We start from the raw sequence: 17308 nt of genomic DNA on the forward strand, positions 1-17308 counted from the left end.
GTTCTACAGCAAGGTGGGTTGCGCGGGCGAGACATAGGCGCGGCCGGGGGTGCGCTCAACCTTCGCGTCCAGCGCGCCGTCGCCGAAGTGGAGTTGCAACGCGCCCGCCGCGCGGGCTTCGGCGGCCGACGTCACCGTCTTGCCGGTGGCGCGGGCGGTGACGCGGACATAGCCCTTTTGCAGCAGATTGTCGGGATCGACCTGCCCCAGCATCCGCGCCGTCCCCTCGAACTGCGCGCGGGCCTGTGCCAGCCGCTGGGTCAGCATCGCAGGGCGCAGCGCATGGCCGTGGCGGTCGAGATTGCGGCGCGCGGTCGCGACCCGGCGTTCGAGTGCGAGCGACAGGCGGGCGGCGGCATCGTCGAGCCGCTGACGCTGCGGTCCGAGCAGCGCATCGCGGCGCGGCATGACGCGGACCAGCGCCGCCAGCTGCTCGGTCCCGCGCTCATGATAGCGGCGGACGATCCGCTGGGTCCGCAGCGACAGGGTCGCGATATTGTGCGCCAGTTCGGCGCGGACCGGCACCGCGATCTCGGCGGCGGCGGTCGGCGTCGGCGCGCGCAGATCGGCGGCGTGATCGCACAGCGTCGTATCGGTTTCGTGGCCGACCGCCGAGATGACCGGGATCGGCGAGGCGGCGACCGCGCGCACCACAATCTCTTCGTTGAACGACCAGAGGTCCTCGATCGAACCGCCGCCGCGCGCGACGATCAGCAGGTCGGGGCGGCGGACCGGTCCGTCCTCCGGCAGCGCACCGAACCCCTGTACCGCGCGCGCGATTTCCGCCGCCGAGCCTTCGCCCTGCACCTTGACCGGCCAGACGATGACATGGGTCGGGCAGCGATCCTCCAGCCGGTGGAGGATGTCGCGGATGACCGCGCCGGTGGGCGAGGTGACGATGCCGATGGTGCGCGGCAGGAACGGCAGGCGGCGTTTCTTCGCCGGGTCGAACAGCCCCTCGCCCGCCAGCTTACCTTTAAGCTTTTCGAGCAGTGCCATCAGCGCGCCTTCGCCGGCCAGTTCCATCCGGTCGATCACTATCTGATAGCGCGATCGGCCGGGATAGGTGGTCAGCTTGCCGCTGGCGATCACCTCGACGCCGTCCTGCGGCGTGAACGGCAGGCTGCCTGCTGATCCGCGCCACATCACCCCGTCGATCAGCGCCGAATCATCCTTCAGGCACAGATAGACATGGCCCGACGACGCGCGCTTGTAGCCCGAAATCTCGCCGCGCAGGCGGACGCGGCCGAATTCGCCCTCGACCATGCGCTTGAGGCGACCGGCCAGTTCGGACACGCTTTCGGGCGCGGCGTTGTCGCCGGGCTGTTGCTCGGCTACGAGCCGGCTCGACTGAAAACCGGGGAAGCGATCGTCCATGAATGTCCTGTTGATCGGATCGGGTGGGCGCGAACATGCGCTGGCGTGGAAGCTGGCGCGTTCGCCGCTCCTAGGTACGCTTTATGCCGCACCGGGCAACCCCGGCATCGGCAACCACGCGACGCTGGTGCCGCTGGACGTGACCGATCACGCCGCGGTTGTGCGGTTCTGCGTCGAACGGACGGTCAGGCTGGTGGTGGTGGGGCCCGAAGCGCCGCTGGTCGCGGGGCTGGCCGACGATCTGCGTGCGGCGGGCATCGCGACCTTCGGCCCGTCGGCGGCCGCCGCACAGCTGGAAGGATCGAAGGGCTATACCAAAGATCTGTGCCGCGAGGCCGATATCCCGACCGCCGGCTATGTCCGCGTGACCGACCTCGACGGTGCGATCTCGGCACTGTCGCCCTTCTCGCTGCCGGTGGTCATCAAGGCCGATGGTCTGGCGGCGGGCAAGGGCGTGACGATCGCGATGGACCGTGGCGAGGCGGAGGCGGCATTGGCGGCGATCTTCGAAAAGCCCGGCGGCGAAGCGGTGATCGAGGAATTTCTGGCCGGCGAGGAAGCCAGCCTGTTCGTGCTGACCGATGGCGTATCGCTGATGCCGTTCGGATCGGCGCAGGATCACAAGCGCGTCGGCGATGGCGATACGGGTCCGAATACCGGCGGCATGGGCGCCTATTCGCCCGCGCCGGTGCTGACGCCGGCGCTCGAACAGCTGGCGATCGACACGATCGTCCGGCCGACCATCGCGGCGATGGCGGCGCGCGGGACGCCCTATTCGGGGGTGCTGTATGCCGGGCTGATGCTGACCGATCGGGGACCAAAGCTGATCGAATATAATGCGCGGTTCGGCGATCCCGAAGCCCAGGTGCTGATGGCGCGGCTGGACAGCGATCTGCTGCCGCTGTTGCTGGCGGTGGCCGAGGGGCGGCTGGCGGAAGCGGAAGCGCCCGTCTTTTCGAACGATACCGCGCTGAGCGTGGTCATGGCTGCGCCCGGTTATCCGGGGACGCCCGAGACCGGCCAGCCGATCGGCGGGATCGATGCGGCCGAGGCGGCGGGCACGACCGTGTTCCACGCGGGAACCCGGATGGGCGATGCGGGCGTTGTCACTGCCGGAGGCCGGGTGCTGGCCGTCACCGCGCGCGGGGCGACCGTCACCACCGCACAGGCGGCGGCGTATCGCGGTGTCGATGCGCTCGACTTCCCCGGTTTTTGCCGCCGCGACATCGGCTGGCGCGAAGTCGCACGTGAGAATGGGCAGGATTAAAGCATGCAGGATAGCGGTACGACCCCGTTGCAATCGCCGGGCTTTCTGGGCGCGCTGACCACGGTGCATTTCGTCATCATCGCGCTGCTGGCGGTGCTGGTGATTATCGGCATCGGCTATGGGATGAAGCTGGCGCGCGCGCGGCGCGCGGCGACGCGCGAGCTGGAGGATGCCGGGCATCTGGAACGAACCGGCGACGTGCCGGCGGCCGATCCCGACCGACCAGCGGAAACGGGTGAGCCGGTGCCGGTCGAACCGCCAGCGTCGACACTGATCGAACCGGTCGCGCCGGTCGTGGAGGAACCCGCCGCGCCGATCGTGCAGGAACCGATCGCGATCCCCGTGGAACCGCCGGTCGCCGCGCCCGAGCCGGCGCGTGCGCCATTCGTCGAAACGGCCGCGCCAATAGTGCCCGCCGCGCCGGCCGGGTCCGATCTGACCCGGTTGAAGGGGCTGGGTCCGAAAGTCGCGGCGATGCTGGTCGAACAGGGTGTTCCCGATATCGCGACGCTGGCCCGGTTGCAGCCGGGTGAGGCGGACGACGTCGCGTCACGGCTCGGCACGTTCGCGCCGCGCATGGCGAAGGACCGCTGGGTCGAACAGGCGCGGTATCTGGCGGCCGGGGATATCGCCGGGTTCGAGGCGGTGTTCGGGAAGTTGTGAGGGGGGCGCTTAGGTTCGATCGATAGTCAGCGTTACCCACGGAAGCTCGTCATTCCCGCGCAGGCGGGAATCCATAAACGCCGACGGTTTGGCAGGATTCGCGACGCTGACGTATATGGACTCCCGCCTGCGCGGGAGTGACGAACGGGGATCGGACGCTATTCCTGCATCTAGCGAACTGAATGTCGATCCCGCCTGGGACTTAGCGCTCATCCTCACCCTTCCCACCCGGCTGCGCCGGGCGGGCCCCTTCCCTCTCCCGATGGGAGAGGGAGGGAGCGGCAACGCCGCGGAAGGGTGAGGGTGACGCCTAGTCAGCGGCGTCGGCTGGCGGACATTCCCCGAAGCGCGGGACGTCGCTCGACCCGCTGCTGCATCGCCAGCACGACGAACAGCATCGCCGGCCAGAATACCGAGCAGGTGAAATCGACCGTCGTGTCGCTCCACCGCCATGATCCGAAATTGAGCCGGTTGAGCACTTCGTTTGCCGCAGCGACGACCAGCACCACGATGAACGGCACCGGGTGCGACAGCGGATAGCGAGTCACCAGCCGGGCAAGAATCAGCACGATCATGCCGGCATGGATATGCAACACCGCGTCCGACGCGTCGGTATTGTCGCGTATCCACTGTACCAGCGACGCATATTCCGAGGAAATCTGCATGGCAGGCCAATACCACGCACGTCTGCTGCGATGCAACATGGCCACCTTCGCACAGGGGGCGGGCCCGTGGCTATTCGACCGGTTGCACCAACAGCTTGTCGATCTTGCGGCCGTCCATGTCGACGATTTCGAAGCGCCAGCCCTGTTCGGCGAAATGCTCGCCTTCGGTCGGCAAGTGCTTCAGAATCGCGAGCGCGAGGCCGGCGACGGTCGCGTAGTCGCGGTCTTCGGGCAGGTCGATGCCGATGCGTTCGGCCAGCTGGTCGGCCGGGGTCTGGCCCGACACCAGCAGCGATCCGTCGTCGCGGCGAACGATCAGCGGGTGGTCGCCCTCCTCCGCATCCGATGCGAAATCGCCGGCGATGGCGCGCAGTAGATCGGCGGGGGTCACGATCCCTTCGAAATGGCCATATTCGTCATGGACGAGGCCCATCGGCACGGCGGCGCGGCGAATCGCCTGCAACGCGTCCATCGCGTCGACCTGATCGGGGAGCACCGGTGCCTCGTGCAGCAGCGTGCGCAGGTCGAGCGGTTCGCCCCGGCACAAAGCGGCGACGATGTCGCGCGCCTGCACGACGCCGATGACCGCGTCGACCGACTCTTCGGCGATCGGCAGGCGGGTGTGCGGCGTCGCCGCCATCGCTGCGCGGATGCCGGCTTCGTCGAGCGAGACGTCGAGCCATTCGACATCGGTGCGCGGGGTCATGACTTCGCGCACCGGCCGGTCGGCAAGGCGGACGACGCCCGAAATGATCGAGCGTTCATGCTCCTCGATCACGCCCGACTTGCTCGCCTCGGCGACCAGCAGGTGCAGTTCCTCCGCCGTGACCCGGTTTTCGGATTCGCGGTTCATCCGCAGCAGCTTGAAGATCAGCGCGGAGGTGGTGTCGAGCAGCCATACGAACGGCGCGGTGATCCGCGACAGCCACAGCATCGGCACCGCGACCAGCACCGCGATCGGTTCCGGGCTGCGCAACGCGAACTGCTTGGGTACCAATTCGCCGATGACGAGGCTGGCGAAGGTGGTCACCCCGATGACGACGCCGAACCCGACATTGGCCGCCAGCGATTCGGGCAGCCCCAGCAGCACCATCCGTTCGCCGACCGGGCCGCCGAGGCTGGCCCCGGAATAAGCGCCCGACAGGATGCCGATCAGGGTGATGCCGATCTGGACGGTCGACAGGAATTTGCCGGGATCGTCGGCCAGCCGCATCGCAGTTTGCGCGCCCCTGCCCCCCGCTTTTGCCAAGCCTTCCAATCGGGCCCTGCGCGCGGAAACGATGGCGAGTTCGGACATGGCGAACACGCCGTTCAACGCCACCAGCGCGAGGATGATGACGACGTCGAACCAGGGGAAGGGAGAAAGAGGTTCCATCGAACTGCCCCTCCCATGCAGCAATGCCGCGTGCCGCACAACCGGCGAGTCGCCCCGGCGATACGATTTGGTGAACGCATCGGTCAGCGCCCGTTCAAAACGGCTGCGGAACAATGCCCCGCCTGTCCGGTTTTTCCGGGCGACGACGAAATCGGATACGACGGAGAATTATCATGGCAGCTCGTTCGAAAATCTGGGTGGCGGGTGCGCTGTCGGCAGCGATGCTGACCTCGGCCTGCGTCACCGACCCCGAAACCGGCCAGCGCAGCATTTCGCGCGCGGCGATCGGCGGTATCGGCGGTGCGGTCGGCGGCTATCTGCTGGGCGATCTGGTCGGCGGACGGCGCGACCGGACCGAAAAGATCCTCGGCGCGGGCATCGGCGGTTTGGCCGGCGCCGGGATCGGGGCCTATATGGACAAGCAGGAGCGCGACCTGCGCGCCCGGACCGCCGGCACCGATGTCGAGGTGACGCGGCGGGGCGACGATCTGGTGCTGAACATGCCGTCGGGCATCACCTTCGCCACCGACAGTTCGAATGTGCAGCCGCAGTTCCGGCCGACGCTGGACCAGGTCGCCGACGTGCTGCGCGACTATAACCAGACCTATATCGACGTGTACGGCCATACCGATTCGACCGGATCGGACGCGTACAATCAGACATTGTCGGAACGGCGCGCCAGCGCGGTCGCCAGCTATCTGAGCAGCAAGGGCGTGCAATCGGCACGGATCGGCACGCGCGGTTTCGGCGAGACGCAGCCGATCGCATCGAACGAAACCGAGGAAGGCCGGTCGGAAAACCGCCGGGTCGAAGTCAAGATCGTGCCGATCGCGCAGAACGAACTGCGCTGATCCTAGCCGCGGCGCTGCCCGAAGAAATCGCGGAGCAGCGCCGCTGCCTCGCCCTCACCGATCCCCGGATAGATGTCGGGGCGGTGATGGCAGGTCGGCTGACCGAAGAAACACGGGCCGTGCGCGACCGCGCCGCCCTTGGGATCGTCCGCCGCGTAATAGAGCCGCGCGATGCGGGCATGGGCAATCGCTCCGGCGCACATCGCGCACGGCTCCAGCGTCACCCATAAATCGCAATCTTCCAGCCGGTCGCGGCCCAGCGCCTGCGCGGCGGCACGGATCGCCAGCATCTCGGCATGGGCGGTCGGGTCATGGCGCGCACGCGGGGCGTTGGCCCCGGTCGCAATCACCCTGCCCTGCTGCACGATGACTGCGCCGACCGGCACCTCGCCGGCATCCGCGGCAGCGCGGGCGGCGGCGAGCGCCAGATGCATGGGGGACGCGTCGAACATCGCGCATCCTCTGCCATCCGCCAGCCGCAGCGGCCAGCACCTTATTGCGCGGTGGCGGGGCGTTCGACCTTGATCGCCGGTACTTCGACGGTGCGGTTGACGGTGCCGACATCGACCTTGCCGACATCGACGTCGAACTTGGGTGCCTGTCCCCCTTCGACCCGCACCTGCGGCAGGGCGGCGGTCCGCGTCTGATCGATACCGATGAAGCCGAAGCTCATCAGCGCGGCGACGATCAACGCCGCGACCCCCAGCAGAACCAATATTGCGCGCATTCCGCCACTCCCTTGCGATGTGCCATTGTCCGAATCGATGCCGTAACAACGCCGGGGCGGCGACGAGGGTTGCAACGGCGCGCAACGGTTGACGTCCGCGCCGTTCGACGCTATCCGCGCCGTCTTTCCGGGGCATGTGTCCCGACACAGAATCAGGATCAACGATCATGTCGCGCATCTGCGAACTGACCGGCAAGGGCCGGCAGGTGGGTCACAACGTTTCCCACGCGAACAACAAGACCAAGCGTACCTTCCTGCCGAACCTGCAGAATGTCACGCTGATGTCGGAAGCGCTGGAGCGCTCGATCCGTCTGCGCGTATCGACGCACGGCCTGCGCTCGGTCGAGCATGTCGGCGGCCTCGACAACTGGCTGCTCAAGACGCGTGACGACGACCTGTCGCTGCGCGCCCGTCGCCTGAAGCGCGACGTCGCCAAGAAGGTCGCCACCGCCGCCGCTGCATAAGCGGGTCGGTTGGTGTGATACAGACCCCCGGCACCCCCGCGGTGCCGGGGGTTTTGTCGTGGGTGGATGCCGCTGACCTATCGCGCCAGGTCTGGCGTAGCGATGATGGTTTCCCGCCTTCGCGAGAAGGACGGACGCTGTTCCAGTACCGTCGTCCTCTCGGCGGTCGTCATTCCGGCGCAGGCCGGGAGTGTTGCGAAGATACCGACTCCTGCACCCTGCCGTTCCCCCACGCAGGCGGGGGTCTAGGGTTCCTATCGCAAGCCGTTGTTCTGATTGGCTCTGGACCCCCGCCTGCGCGGGGGTACGGCGCGTTTTTTTGCGACGCTGGCGAATTTCGCATCGGTCACCGGTGGGCCGGAATCCATGGACACGGGGCTTTTCGGTGGAGCCGATGCCGGCCGGGTCCGTGGATTCCGGCCTTCGCCGGAATGACGATATAATGTTCAGCGGGGCTTTCGGGCCTTCGGCTTCCCGGGTTTCGGCTGCCACGACTCTGGCAGCGGGCCGATCGCGAATTTCAGCAGCAGCGAGCGTTGCAGCATCGACTGGTTGTCGTCGCTCGCCAGCCACAGGATCCGCCGTCCGCTTTCGTGGGTGATCGCCATCGCTTCGAAGTTGTCGTGCAGGGTCGGCGGCACCAGCCGGGCGAGCGTGCGGCCGCGCAGCGACTGGCCGGGGCGGACGCCGCGCAGGTCGACCAGTTCGATGCCGGTGGTGAAAAAGTCCTTCAGCCGGGTGCGACGGGTCAGCACCAGCAGCCGGCCATCGGGCAGTTGCGCGGCATCGGTATTCACGAAACTGGCGGGCGGCGCATAGCGAAAGCCGTAGCGGGGCGTCTTCGGATCGGTCGGATCGCCGAGGAAGCGGATCGCGCTATAGCCCCGCCGCCCCTTCTCGCCATGGCTTTCGCTGAACACGACGACGCTGCCGTCGTGCAACTGCGCCATCGCCTCCGCACCGCTGTTCGCCGACCAGTCGGCCATGCGCTGCGGCGCGGCGTGCGACAGGGTGCGCGACAGGTCGGCGGTGAAGCGCCAGATCTGGTTATGGCGTTCGTATCCGACCAGCACCGACCCGTCGGGCCGGACCGCCAGCGATTCGGTATCGCGATCGCGCTTTTCCCAGCCGGTGCCGGGACCGGCGATCTCGCGGATCGCGACGTCGCGCGGGGTCCAGTCGGCACCCATGGTGAACTGGACCAGCGATCCGCCATCGGACAACAGGCTGAACCGGTCGCCATCGACGTGCATCGACGAAAAGCCCCCGAACGCAGGATCGTTACCGCGCAGGACGACCCCGCCCAAATAGGTGAACGGTCCGCGATCACGCCGCCGGGGGTTCTTGGGATAGAGCGCGACCCGATCGGCGGTGATCGTCGGCACCTTCGCATAGAGCGGTAGCCGTTCGGCCCCACTCCAGCTGGGCACGAGCAGCAGCACCGCCAATATCACGAACAGGATTCGCATCGCCCCGGCTGTAGCGTCCGAACGCCCCAGCGCCAGTGGCGTTTGCCCCGGCATAGGGTACAGCCGCGGCGAAATCCGCGTGGAGAAGCCTATGTCTGCCGATGTCGTCGACCTGACCTGCCGCCTGATCGCCTGCGACAGCGTGACCCCGGCGACCGGCAGCGTGTTCGATGTGCTCGAGACCGCGCTGACCGCGATCGGCTTCGACGTCGACCGCTTCACCGTGGGCGAAGCACCGGACGGACCGGTCGAAAACCTGCTGGCGGTGCGGGGGCACGGCGGACGGCATTTCGCCTTTGCCGGCCATGTCGACGTCGTACCCGCCGGGAATGGATGGCAGGGCGATCCGTTCGGCGGGACGATCCGCGACGGCATGATCTTTGGGCGCGGCGCGGTCGACATGAAGGGCGCGGTCGCGGCGTTCGTCGCCGCGGCGGCGCGGGTGCCGGTCGAGGCGGGAACGATCAGTCTGATCATCACCGGCGATGAGGAAGGACCGGCGGTGTACGGCACCCGCGCGCTGATCGATCGCATGGCAGCGCGGGGCATCGCGCCCGACCTGTGTCTGGTCGGCGAGCCGACGTCGCAGCAACGGCTGGGCGACATGATCAAGATCGGGCGGCGCGGATCGGTCAATATCTGGATCGATGTGCCGGGGCGGCAGGGGCATGTCGCCTATCCGCATCTGGCCGACAATCCGATCACCCCGCTGATCGCTGCGCTGCACGAGATCGAGGGGATCGTGCTCGATAGGGGCAATGCGTGGTTCCAGCCGTCGAATATCGAGACCACCGACCTGACCGTCGGCAATCCCGCGACCAACGTCATCCCCGGTCATGCGGCGGCGCGGCTGTCGATCCGGTTCAACGACGAGCAGCGCGGCGACGCACTGGTCGAGCGGATCGCGGGCGTCGTGCGATCACATGCGCCGGAAGCACAGGTCGTCGGGCGGGTGTCGGGTGAGGCATTCCTGACCGCACCGGGGGCGTTTTCGACGCTGATCGCCGATGCGATCGGCAAGTATACCGGGCTGGAGCCGGAATTGTCGACCACCGGCGGCACGTCCGATGCCCGGTTCCTGTCGGCGCTGTGCCCGACGGTGGAGTTCGGGTTGCTGAATGCGACGATGCACAAGGTCGACGAGGCGGTGGCGGTCGACGACCTGCGGCTGCTGACGGCGATCTATGTCGATATCGTGAAGGCGGCGCTGGTAGGGAAATGAGGCGACATTCGTCATTACCGCGAGGGCGGAACCTCAGCAAAATTGCTCACAAGCGTACCCCCGCGCAGGCGGGGGTCCAGGGACCCGGGCACAGGCCGTCATTCTGCTTGGCTCTGGACCCCCGCCTGCGCGGGGGTACGGCGAGTGTACGGTTGGGGGGCGAGCCTTCGCAGAAGTTCCGCCTTCGCGGGAATGACGCAAGACAGGAGCAAGTCGCCGCCGTCAGTTGACCTTGTAATAGCCCTTGTACCACTCGGCGAACCGGCCCAGCCCTTCGGCCAGCCGGACCTTCGGTTCGTAGCCGGTCAGCGCGCGGAGTTGCGAGATGTCGGCATAGGTCGCGGTGACGTCGCCGGGCTGCATCGGCTTCATGATCTTCACCGCGTCGCGTCCGATCGCGCGTTCGAGTGTCTCGATCATGTCCATCAGCCCGACCGGCCGGCTGCCGCCGATATTGAGGATGCGGTGGTCGCCGGGCGTCGGCGGATGGTCGAGCGCGCCGATGATACCGTCGACGATATCGTCGATATAGGTGAAATCGCGCGCCATCCGGCCTTCGCCGAAGACTTCGATCGGGGTGCCGGCGACGATTTTGTCGGTAAAGCTGAAATACGCCATGTCGGGCCGGCCCCATGGGCCATAGACGGTGAAGAAGCGCAGGCCGGTCTGCGGCATGCGATAGAGATGGGCGTAGGACTGGCTCATCAATTCGCAGGCGCGCTTGGTCGCAGCGTAGAGCGAGACCGGGCGGTTCGCCGGTTCGTCCTCGCGAAACCCCTCCCCGCCCATCGGCTTGTCGCCATAGACCGAACTGGACGAGGCATAGACGAGGTGTTCGAAGCCCGGCGCATGGCGGCACGCTTCCAGTATCGTAAGCTGGCCGCCGACGTTCGAGCGTTCATAGGCAAAGGGGTTGTCGATGCTGTGCCGGACCCCCGCCTGCGCCGCCAGATGGACGACGCGGCGGATATCATGGTCGCGGACCAGCGCGGCGACCGCAGCGGCATCGGACACGTCGACCCGGTGAAAGGTGAAGGCATCGATCCTGTCGAACGTCGCGAGCCGGGCTTCCTTCAGCGTCACGTCGTAATAATCGTTGAGAATGTCGATGCCGATCACCCGCTCGCCGCGCGCGAGCAGGCGATGCGCGGTGGCATGACCGACGAACCCGGCCGCGCCGGTCACCAATATCGGACCCGACATCAGCGCAGACCCGCCGCGATGCCCATGGTCGGATCGTTCGGCATCGCCCGTTCCGAACCCGTCTGTCGGTCGCGTATCATCCGTTTCCCTTACCGCAACATGTTGGTATCGTGCCGCGGTGCAACATCGGCATACGCAGGAACACTCGTCAAAGGCCGTAGCATATCGGCCATCCGCCGCCATGCAAGACATGCGGCCGACGATGTGCGGGATATACCGATGGCCGTTAACAAATTCGCATGACCCGGCGTGTATCGATTTCCCAATGACTTGGGCGGCAATGCAGCGGGACTGGACCCGTCGGCACGGACGATCTAAGGCACCGCCGATCAACGACCTTGCCGGACGCGAAACCGCCGACGGATCTGGGCCGAACCGCGGCGGGCTTGGCAGGTGCCGGGATCGTCTGGCCAACGGGGAACAGGGACGGATGACTTTCGCTGCCGATCTCGCCCCGCAGGGCCATGCGCCGGACGCCGGCGTCGCCGCCGCGTTGCGCCGTGCGTTGCCGTCGGGGGAGGTTGCGACCGATGTGCCGCTGGCGACGCTCGGCCGCTGGCGGATCGGCGGCCCCGCCGATATCGTCGTCACCCCGCAATCGGTCGAGACGCTGGCCACCGCGCTGGCGGTGATCGCCGAACAGGATGCGCGCCATATCGTCATCGGCGACGGATCGAACCTGTTGTTCGACGATGCCGGATTTCGCGGCGTCGTGCTGCGCATCGGGCGCGGGCTCGGCGGTATCCGCAACCTCGGCGACGGGCTGGTCGAGGCCGGTGCAGGGCTGTGGGTGCCGGCGTTCGTCCGGCAGGTCATCGACTGGGGTCTGGCGGGGGCGGTTCATGCGATCGGCATTCCGGGGACGCTGGGCGGCCTGATCACCATGAACGGCGGCAGCCAGCGTAAGGGCATCGGCGAGAATGTCGTGCGGGTCGATGCGATCGATCCTGCCGGGCGGATGCAGCGGCTGACGCAGGACGATCTCGACTATCGGTATCGCGCGTCGCGATTGCAGCGCGGCGACCTGATCGTCGTCGCGGCGCAGTTGCGCTTCGAAACGGGCGACCGGCAGGCGATGCGGCGCGAGGCGCTGTCGATCCTTGCCGCGCGGCGCGCCAAGTTTCCGATGGTGCGCGCCAATTGCGGATCGGTGTTCGTCAGCGATCCCGCGCTCTATTCGCTGATCGGCCCCCCCGGCCTAGCCATCGAGCGGGCCGGGTTGAAGGGCGTGTCGGCGGGCGGCGCGCAGATTTCGCCCGATCACGCCAATTTCATCGTCAACAATGGCGGCGCGCGGGCGCAGGACGTATTGCACCTGATCCGGCTGGCGCGACGCTCGGTCGCCGCCATGTCGGGGATCGCGATGGACGCCGAAGTCCGCCACCTTGCCCCCAATGGCGTCCTGCGTCCGGCGCACGAAGTCGCCGACTTGCTGGCCGACCGGGCATGACCGTCGTCATCGAGACCGCACACGTCGCGCAGCCGACGACCCGCATCCTGAGCGTCGAACCGTCGCGGCTCGAAGGGATCGTCACCGTCAGCGGGGCGAAGAACAGTGTGCTGCGGCTGATGGCGGCGTCGCTGCTGACGGCCGGACGGATCGTGCTCGACAATTATCCGCAAGGGCTGCTCGATGCGCAGGTTCATGTCGGGATGCTGGAGGCGCTGGGCAAACGCTGCACGGTCGCAGGCGACGCGCTGACGATCGAGGAGGCATCGCCGCCGCCGGCCGAACTGGTGTGGGACGGACGTTCGATCCGCAACACGCTGCTGATCCTCGGCGCACTGGTCGCGCGGACCGGCGCGGGCAGCGTGCCGCTCCCTGGCGGATGCGATCTGGGCGGGCGCGGCTATGACCTGCACGAACTGGTGCTGACCCGGCTGGGCGCGCGGGTATGGGGCGAGCAGGGCCGGCTCCATGCCGAAGCGCCGAACGGGCTGACCGGGGCGGAGATCGTGCTGCCGCTGCGCTCGACCGGCGCGACCGAGAATGCGCTGCTCATCGCCTCGCTCGCGCGCGGTACGACGCGGCTGTGGAACCCGCATATCCGGCCCGAAATCCTCGACCTGTGCGATTTCCTGCGGTCGATGGGCGCAAGGATCACCGTCTTTGGGCAGGAAAGCATCGAGATTACCGGCGTGGCCGAATTGTCGGGTACCAGCCGGCGGGTGATGCCCGACAATATGGAAGCGATGACATGGCTGGTCGGGTCTGTCATCACCGGCGGCGACGTCGAAATCCGCGACTTCCCGTTCGACGATCTCGAAGTCCCGCTGATCTTCCTGCGCGAAAGTGGCGCAAAAATCTTTCGCGACGGCAATGTCGCGATCGTCCGGTCGGGCCGCCCCTATCCGGTCGAGATCAGCACCGGCCCCTATCCGGGGATCAATTCGGACATGCAGCCGCTGTTCGCCGCGCTCGGCGCGTGCGCGCGGGGCGAGTCGCGGATCGTCGACCTGCGCTTTGCCGGCCGCTATGCCTATCTGCCCGATTTCGAGCGGATGGGCGTGCGCAGCTTCGTGCGCGACGGCACCGCGCATATCATCGGCACGCAGACCCTGGTCGGCGCGGACGTTCGCGCAGCCGATCTGCGCGCGGGTGCGGCGCTGGCATTGCTCGGCATGAAGGCCGCGGGACAGACACGCATCAGCGATGCGTGGCAGATCGAGCGCGGCTATGATAAATTTCTCGAGAAGGCGCGCGGTCTTAACGCCACGCTCGCCTATCATGGTTCATAACGCGCGCATCTAACTGGCCCGTTTTAAAGGGATTCGGCTTCTTCCCATGTCCTACGAATCGAACCCGTTGCAGGCAGCCCTGCGCAAATGCCGGCGGCATTTCATCGCCACCGGCATTTTCTCAGGGCTGATCAACATCCTGTACCTCGTGCCCTCGATCTTCATGTTGCAGGTGTACGACCGCGTCGTGCCGACGCGCGGCGTCGCCACGCTGCTGGTCCTGTCGCTGATCCTCGCGATATCGCTGATCGTCTTCGCCGCGCTCGACACGGTGCGCATGAAGCTGCTGCTGCAGGCCAGCATGCGGCTGGAAAAGATGGCGGCCGGCAACATCCTGCATCGCATCCTCGGCAGCAACGGCGCATCGCCGGCACAGCGCGCGCAGGCGATGCGCGATTTCGATACGCTGCGCGGTACGCTGACCGGGCCGGCGATCATCGCGATGTTCGACGCCCCCTGGGCACCGATCTACATCATCATCTCGTACCTGCTGCACCCGCTGATCGGCCTGCTGGCGCTTATCAGCTCGGCGCTGCTGATCACGCTGGCGGTGCTGAGCGACAAGACGACCAAGAACAAGCTGAACGAGGTCGGGCAGCGCACGACCATGGCGTATCGATCGCAGGATTATTCGATCCAGGCATCCGAAGTCGCCCGGGCGCTGGGCATGCGCAGCGCGCTGGTCACCCGCCATCTGGTCGAGCGCGCCGATCTGGTCCGCGCGCAGGGCGATATCGCCGGCACGTCGGGCATCTTCCTCGCGATCACCAAGTTCTTCCGCCTGTTCCTGCAGTCGATGGCGCTGGCGCTGGGTGCCTATCTGGCGATCAACCAGCAGATTTCGGGCGGCGCGATCTTTGCCGCGTCGCTGATCCTCGGCCGCGCGTTGCAGCCGGTCGAACAGATCCTGAATGCGCTGAAGAACGTCATCAGCGCGCAGAACGCGTATAAGGGTCTCAACGCCTTCTGCCTGCTGCCCGACGTGACCGTGCAGCGCACCTCGCTGCCCGATCCGCGCGGCCGGATCGAGGTCGACGGCCTGACGATCCGCGTGCCCGGTTCGGATCGGGTGCTGCTCAACAAGCTGAGCTTTACCATCGAACCCGGCACCATCGTCGCGCTGGTCGGCCCGTCGGGTGCCGGCAAGTCGACGCTGCTGCGCGCGCTGGCCGGGGCAATCGATCCCGACGAGGGCGAGATTCGCGTCGACGGGGCCAGCCTGAACGACTGGAACCGCGAAGAGCTGGGCCGGCATATGGGCTATATGCCGCAGACGCCGACGCTGTTCCCGGCGACGGTCCATTCGAACATCTCGCGCTTCCGCCAGTTCGAAGGGCTGAGCGGACCGGAGCTCGATGCGCAGGTGGTGACCGCCGCGCAGCTGGCCGGTGCGCACGACCTGATCCTGCGGTTCGAGCGCGGCTATGACACGCAGTTGGCGATGCGCGAGGGCGGCGGTCTGTCGGCCGGGCAGCGGCAGGTGGTGGCACTGGCGCGTGCCCTGTTCGGGGCACCACGCATCCTGTTCCTCGACGAACCGAACGCGCACCTCGACATCAGTGCCGAGGGGCGGTTGATGGAGACGCTGCAGCACCTGCGCGAGCGCGGCGCGACCGTGGTCGTGTCGACGCACCGGACGGGCCTGTTGCAGGCGGTGGACAAGGTCATGCTGCTGCGCGACGGCGTCATCCAGATCTATGACGATCGCAGCAAGGTGATCCGTCCCGCCGCACCGCAGATGGAGCAGCAGGGCGCGGGTGCGCCGGGTGGCGGAACCCCGCCCCAGTCGGATCATGGACCGGCGACCCCGCCGTCCGGCCCGCCGCTACCGGGCAATGACGGTGCGCAGAACGATGCGACGGGCAACCGCGCCAACGGAGGTGAAGCGTGAGCGGCGAACTGGTGAACGCCCCCCAGACGGGGCAGAACATCGTACCGGTCGCGCAGGCGATCCGCGAACGGCTGGAAATCGACGATTCGCCCAACAAGGCGTTGCGCGCCGGCGTCATCATCGCCGTGCTGTTCTTCGTCGTGCTGCTCGGCTGGGCGTCGTTCGCCCGGCTCGATGCGGCGGCGGCGGGGGACGGCCGGGTCGTGGTGTCGGGCAATCGCCAGACGGTGCAGCACCGCGACGGCGGCTATGTCGAGCATCTCGACGTCCGCGAGGGGCAGCACGTCAACCAGGGGCAGGTCATCATCCGCCTGCGCGGGGCGGAGGTTCAGGCGACCGAACGCGCGCTCGCCGGCAGCGTAATCGATCTACAGGCGCAGCGCGCCCGCCTCGAAGCCGAAATCCGCGGCACGCCGATCCAGTGGCCGGCAAGCTTCGCACAGGCGACCGGCGACGACCGGACGCTGGTCGAACGCGCCAAGACGTTGCAGATCGCGCAGCAGAGCGCGCGCAACAACGCGCTGACCGCCAACCGCGCGGTGATCCGCCAGCAACAGGCCGAAGCGTCGCAGAGCATCGGCGGCTATTCGGCGCAGTCGCGCGCCAGTTCCGAACAGCGCCGCTCGCTGGAGGAACAGCTGGCCAGCACCAAGCGGCTGGCCGATGAAGGCTATGTCTCGCGCAACTCCGTCCGCCAGATCGAACGGTCGATCCAGCAGCTTGAAGGGGCCGATGCCGATTATGCGTCGCGCGCTCGTGCCGCCCGCGAACAGGTGGGTCAGGCCCGCGAATCGTCGGTCGCGACCTCGCGTCGGTATATCGAGGACGCGGCGACGCTGTTGCGCGATACCCAGTTCCAGCTGAACGAGGTGATGCCGAAATGGATCGCCGCGAAGGAACAGCTGGAACGCACCGTCATCCGCGCGCCGGTCGCCGGGCGGGTGGTCGAACTGCGCGTCTTCTCGCAAGGCGGCGTGGTGCAGGCCGGACAGCCGATCCTCGACATCGTGCCCGATGCCGCACCGCTGGTCGTCCGCGCCAATTTCGACCCGAGCGACATCGACGGCGTCTATGAAGGACGTCAAGCGGAAGTGAAGTTCCTGTCGCTGCACGAACGCGATCTGCCGATTCTGCTCGGCAACATCCGCAACGTGTCCGCCGACAGCCTGACCGACGAGAAGTCGGGCCGCAGCTACTTCACCGCCGAGATCGTGGTGCCGCAGTCGCAGATCGCGATGCTGAAGGAAGTCCGCGGGGCCGACACCGGCATCCGCGCCGGCGTGCCGGTCAGCGTATTGGTGAAGCTGCGTCCACGTACCGCGCTGCAATATATGCTCGATCCGCTGACCGAGGCGTTCCGCCGGTCGCTGCACGAGCGTTGATCGACCCTGTGCC

General features: G+C 67.3%; 16 protein-coding genes. 9 read left to right on the forward strand and 7 right to left on the reverse strand.

The window, feature by feature from the left end; all coding sequences use genetic code 11:
- Positions 1-3 precede the first annotated feature (3 nt).
- A complete protein-coding gene (gene xseA / locus ASE50_RS07195) occupies positions 4-1377 on the reverse strand; it encodes an exodeoxyribonuclease VII large subunit (protein WP_056397781.1) in 1374 nt (457 codons plus the stop codon).
- On the opposite strand from xseA, the gene purD reads away from it, so the two are divergent.
- Together purD and ASE50_RS07205 are read left to right on the forward strand one after the other, a co-directional pair.
- Positions 1376-2644: a phosphoribosylamine--glycine ligase gene (purD, locus tag ASE50_RS07200; protein WP_056397786.1), complete on the forward strand. Its 1269-nt coding sequence runs from the start codon at positions 1376-1378 to the stop codon at positions 2642-2644. The two genes, xseA and purD, sit on opposite strands and share 2 nt — an antisense overlap.
- Before the next feature lie 3 nt (positions 2645-2647).
- Positions 2648-3307 carry a hypothetical protein gene (locus ASE50_RS07205; protein ID WP_056397788.1) on the forward strand — a complete coding sequence of 220 codons (660 nt, stop codon included), beginning with the start codon at positions 2648-2650 and terminating at the stop codon, positions 3305-3307.
- Positions 3308-3621: 314 nt separating this feature from the next.
- Here the strand turns inward: ASE50_RS07205 and ASE50_RS07210 are convergent, their stop codons facing one another.
- On the reverse strand, positions 3622-3972 hold the full coding sequence (locus ASE50_RS07210; protein WP_056397791.1) for a hypothetical protein: 351 nt from the start codon (positions 3970-3972) through the stop codon (positions 3622-3624).
- A gap of 70 nt (positions 3973-4042) precedes the next feature.
- On the reverse strand, positions 4043-5347 hold the full coding sequence (locus tag ASE50_RS07215) for a hemolysin family protein (protein WP_056398024.1): 1305 nt from the start codon (positions 5345-5347) through the stop codon (positions 4043-4045).
- Between the two features lie 173 nt (positions 5348-5520).
- On the opposite strand from ASE50_RS07215, the gene ASE50_RS07220 reads away from it, so the two are divergent.
- Positions 5521-6198 (forward strand): OmpA family protein, encoded by a 678-nt coding sequence (locus tag ASE50_RS07220; protein ID WP_056397794.1) that lies wholly within the window; start codon positions 5521-5523, stop codon positions 6196-6198.
- 2 nt (positions 6199-6200) lie between these two features.
- On the opposite strand, the gene ASE50_RS07225 is transcribed toward ASE50_RS07220, so the two are convergent.
- Both ASE50_RS07225 and ASE50_RS07230 read right to left on the reverse strand, forming a co-directional pair.
- Complete coding sequence (locus tag ASE50_RS07225) at positions 6201-6632, reverse strand: nucleoside deaminase (protein ID WP_056398026.1); 432 nt, start codon at positions 6630-6632, stop codon at positions 6201-6203.
- A 59-nt stretch (positions 6633-6691) separates the two neighbouring features.
- The gene (locus ASE50_RS07230) at positions 6692-6925 is read right to left on the reverse strand and encodes a hypothetical protein (protein WP_056001837.1); all 234 of its coding nucleotides are present in this window, start codon (positions 6923-6925) and stop codon (positions 6692-6694) included.
- A 167-nt stretch (positions 6926-7092) separates the two neighbouring features.
- Between ASE50_RS07230 and rpmB the strand changes: the two genes are divergently transcribed.
- A complete protein-coding gene (gene rpmB / locus ASE50_RS07235; protein WP_056397797.1) occupies positions 7093-7389 on the forward strand; it encodes a 50S ribosomal protein L28 in 297 nt (98 codons plus the stop codon).
- Between the two features lie 446 nt (positions 7390-7835).
- Here the strand turns inward: rpmB and ASE50_RS07240 are convergent, their stop codons facing one another.
- Complete coding sequence (locus tag ASE50_RS07240; protein WP_082438874.1) at positions 7836-8858, reverse strand: esterase-like activity of phytase family protein; 1023 nt, start codon at positions 8856-8858, stop codon at positions 7836-7838.
- A 91-nt stretch (positions 8859-8949) separates the two neighbouring features.
- Between ASE50_RS07240 and dapE the strand changes: the two genes are divergently transcribed.
- Positions 8950-10080, forward strand: a complete 1131-nt coding sequence (gene dapE, locus ASE50_RS07245; RefSeq protein WP_056397801.1) for a succinyl-diaminopimelate desuccinylase — start codon at positions 8950-8952, stop codon at positions 10078-10080.
- A 222-nt stretch (positions 10081-10302) separates the two neighbouring features.
- On the opposite strand, the gene ASE50_RS07250 is transcribed toward dapE, so the two are convergent.
- Positions 10303-11283: an SDR family NAD(P)-dependent oxidoreductase gene (locus ASE50_RS07250; protein ID WP_056397804.1), complete on the reverse strand. Its 981-nt coding sequence runs from the start codon at positions 11281-11283 to the stop codon at positions 10303-10305.
- A gap of 430 nt (positions 11284-11713) precedes the next feature.
- Between ASE50_RS07250 and murB the strand changes: the two genes are divergently transcribed.
- From murB to ASE50_RS07270, 4 genes are read left to right on the forward strand one after another with little or no spacing between them, the layout of a single operon-like run.
- Positions 11714-12733, forward strand: coding sequence for a UDP-N-acetylmuramate dehydrogenase (gene murB, locus ASE50_RS07255; RefSeq protein ID WP_082438875.1), 1020 nt, complete (start codon positions 11714-11716; stop codon positions 12731-12733).
- Positions 12730-14022, forward strand: a complete 1293-nt coding sequence (locus ASE50_RS07260) for a UDP-N-acetylglucosamine 1-carboxyvinyltransferase (RefSeq protein ID WP_056397807.1) — start codon at positions 12730-12732, stop codon at positions 14020-14022. The genes murB and ASE50_RS07260 overlap by 4 nt, the downstream gene beginning before the upstream one ends.
- A 46-nt stretch (positions 14023-14068) precedes the next feature.
- Positions 14069-15913 (forward strand): type I secretion system permease/ATPase, encoded by a 1845-nt coding sequence (locus tag ASE50_RS07265; RefSeq protein WP_056397815.1) that lies wholly within the window; start codon positions 14069-14071, stop codon positions 15911-15913.
- Entirely contained in the window at positions 15910-17295 is a 1386-nt protein-coding gene (locus ASE50_RS07270; protein ID WP_056397820.1) for an HlyD family type I secretion periplasmic adaptor subunit, read from the forward strand. Before ASE50_RS07265 ends, ASE50_RS07270 begins: the two co-directional genes overlap by 4 nt.
- Positions 17296-17308 lie beyond the last annotated feature (13 nt).

Origin of the sequence: Sphingomonas sp. Leaf5, from assembly GCF_001421155.1 — a bacterium.
GTDB lineage: Bacteria > Pseudomonadota > Alphaproteobacteria > Sphingomonadales > Sphingomonadaceae > Sphingomonas.

Bases quoted from the DNA above. Each gene is read 5' to 3' on its own strand.
- purD (WP_056397786.1), top strand. From the start codon at position 1,376: ATGAATGTCCTGTTGATCGGATCGGGTGGGCGCGAACATGCGCTGGCG.
- xseA (WP_056397781.1), bottom strand. From the start codon at position 1,377: ATGGACGATCGCTTCCCCGGTTTTCAGTCGAGCCGGCTCGTAGCCGAG.
- ASE50_RS07205 (WP_056397788.1), top strand. From the start codon at position 2,648: ATGCAGGATAGCGGTACGACCCCGTTGCAATCGCCGGGCTTTCTGGGC.
- ASE50_RS07210 (WP_056397791.1), bottom strand. From the start codon at position 3,972: ATGCAGATTTCCTCGGAATATGCGTCGCTGGTACAGTGGATACGCGAC.
- ASE50_RS07215 (WP_056398024.1), bottom strand. From the start codon at position 5,347: ATGGAACCTCTTTCTCCCTTCCCCTGGTTCGACGTCGTCATCATCCTC.
- ASE50_RS07220 (WP_056397794.1), top strand. From the start codon at position 5,521: ATGGCAGCTCGTTCGAAAATCTGGGTGGCGGGTGCGCTGTCGGCAGCG.
- ASE50_RS07225 (WP_056398026.1), bottom strand. From the start codon at position 6,632: ATGCATCTGGCGCTCGCCGCCGCCCGCGCTGCCGCGGATGCCGGCGAG.
- ASE50_RS07230 (WP_056001837.1), bottom strand. From the start codon at position 6,925: ATGCGCGCAATATTGGTTCTGCTGGGGGTCGCGGCGTTGATCGTCGCC.
- rpmB (WP_056397797.1), top strand. From the start codon at position 7,093: ATGTCGCGCATCTGCGAACTGACCGGCAAGGGCCGGCAGGTGGGTCAC.
- ASE50_RS07240 (WP_082438874.1), bottom strand. From the start codon at position 8,858: ATGCGAATCCTGTTCGTGATATTGGCGGTGCTGCTGCTCGTGCCCAGC.
- dapE (WP_056397801.1), top strand. From the start codon at position 8,950: ATGTCTGCCGATGTCGTCGACCTGACCTGCCGCCTGATCGCCTGCGAC.
- ASE50_RS07250 (WP_056397804.1), bottom strand. From the start codon at position 11,283: ATGTCGGGTCCGATATTGGTGACCGGCGCGGCCGGGTTCGTCGGTCAT.
- murB (WP_082438875.1), top strand. From the start codon at position 11,714: ATGACTTTCGCTGCCGATCTCGCCCCGCAGGGCCATGCGCCGGACGCC.
- ASE50_RS07260 (WP_056397807.1), top strand. From the start codon at position 12,730: ATGACCGTCGTCATCGAGACCGCACACGTCGCGCAGCCGACGACCCGC.
- ASE50_RS07265 (WP_056397815.1), top strand. From the start codon at position 14,069: ATGTCCTACGAATCGAACCCGTTGCAGGCAGCCCTGCGCAAATGCCGG.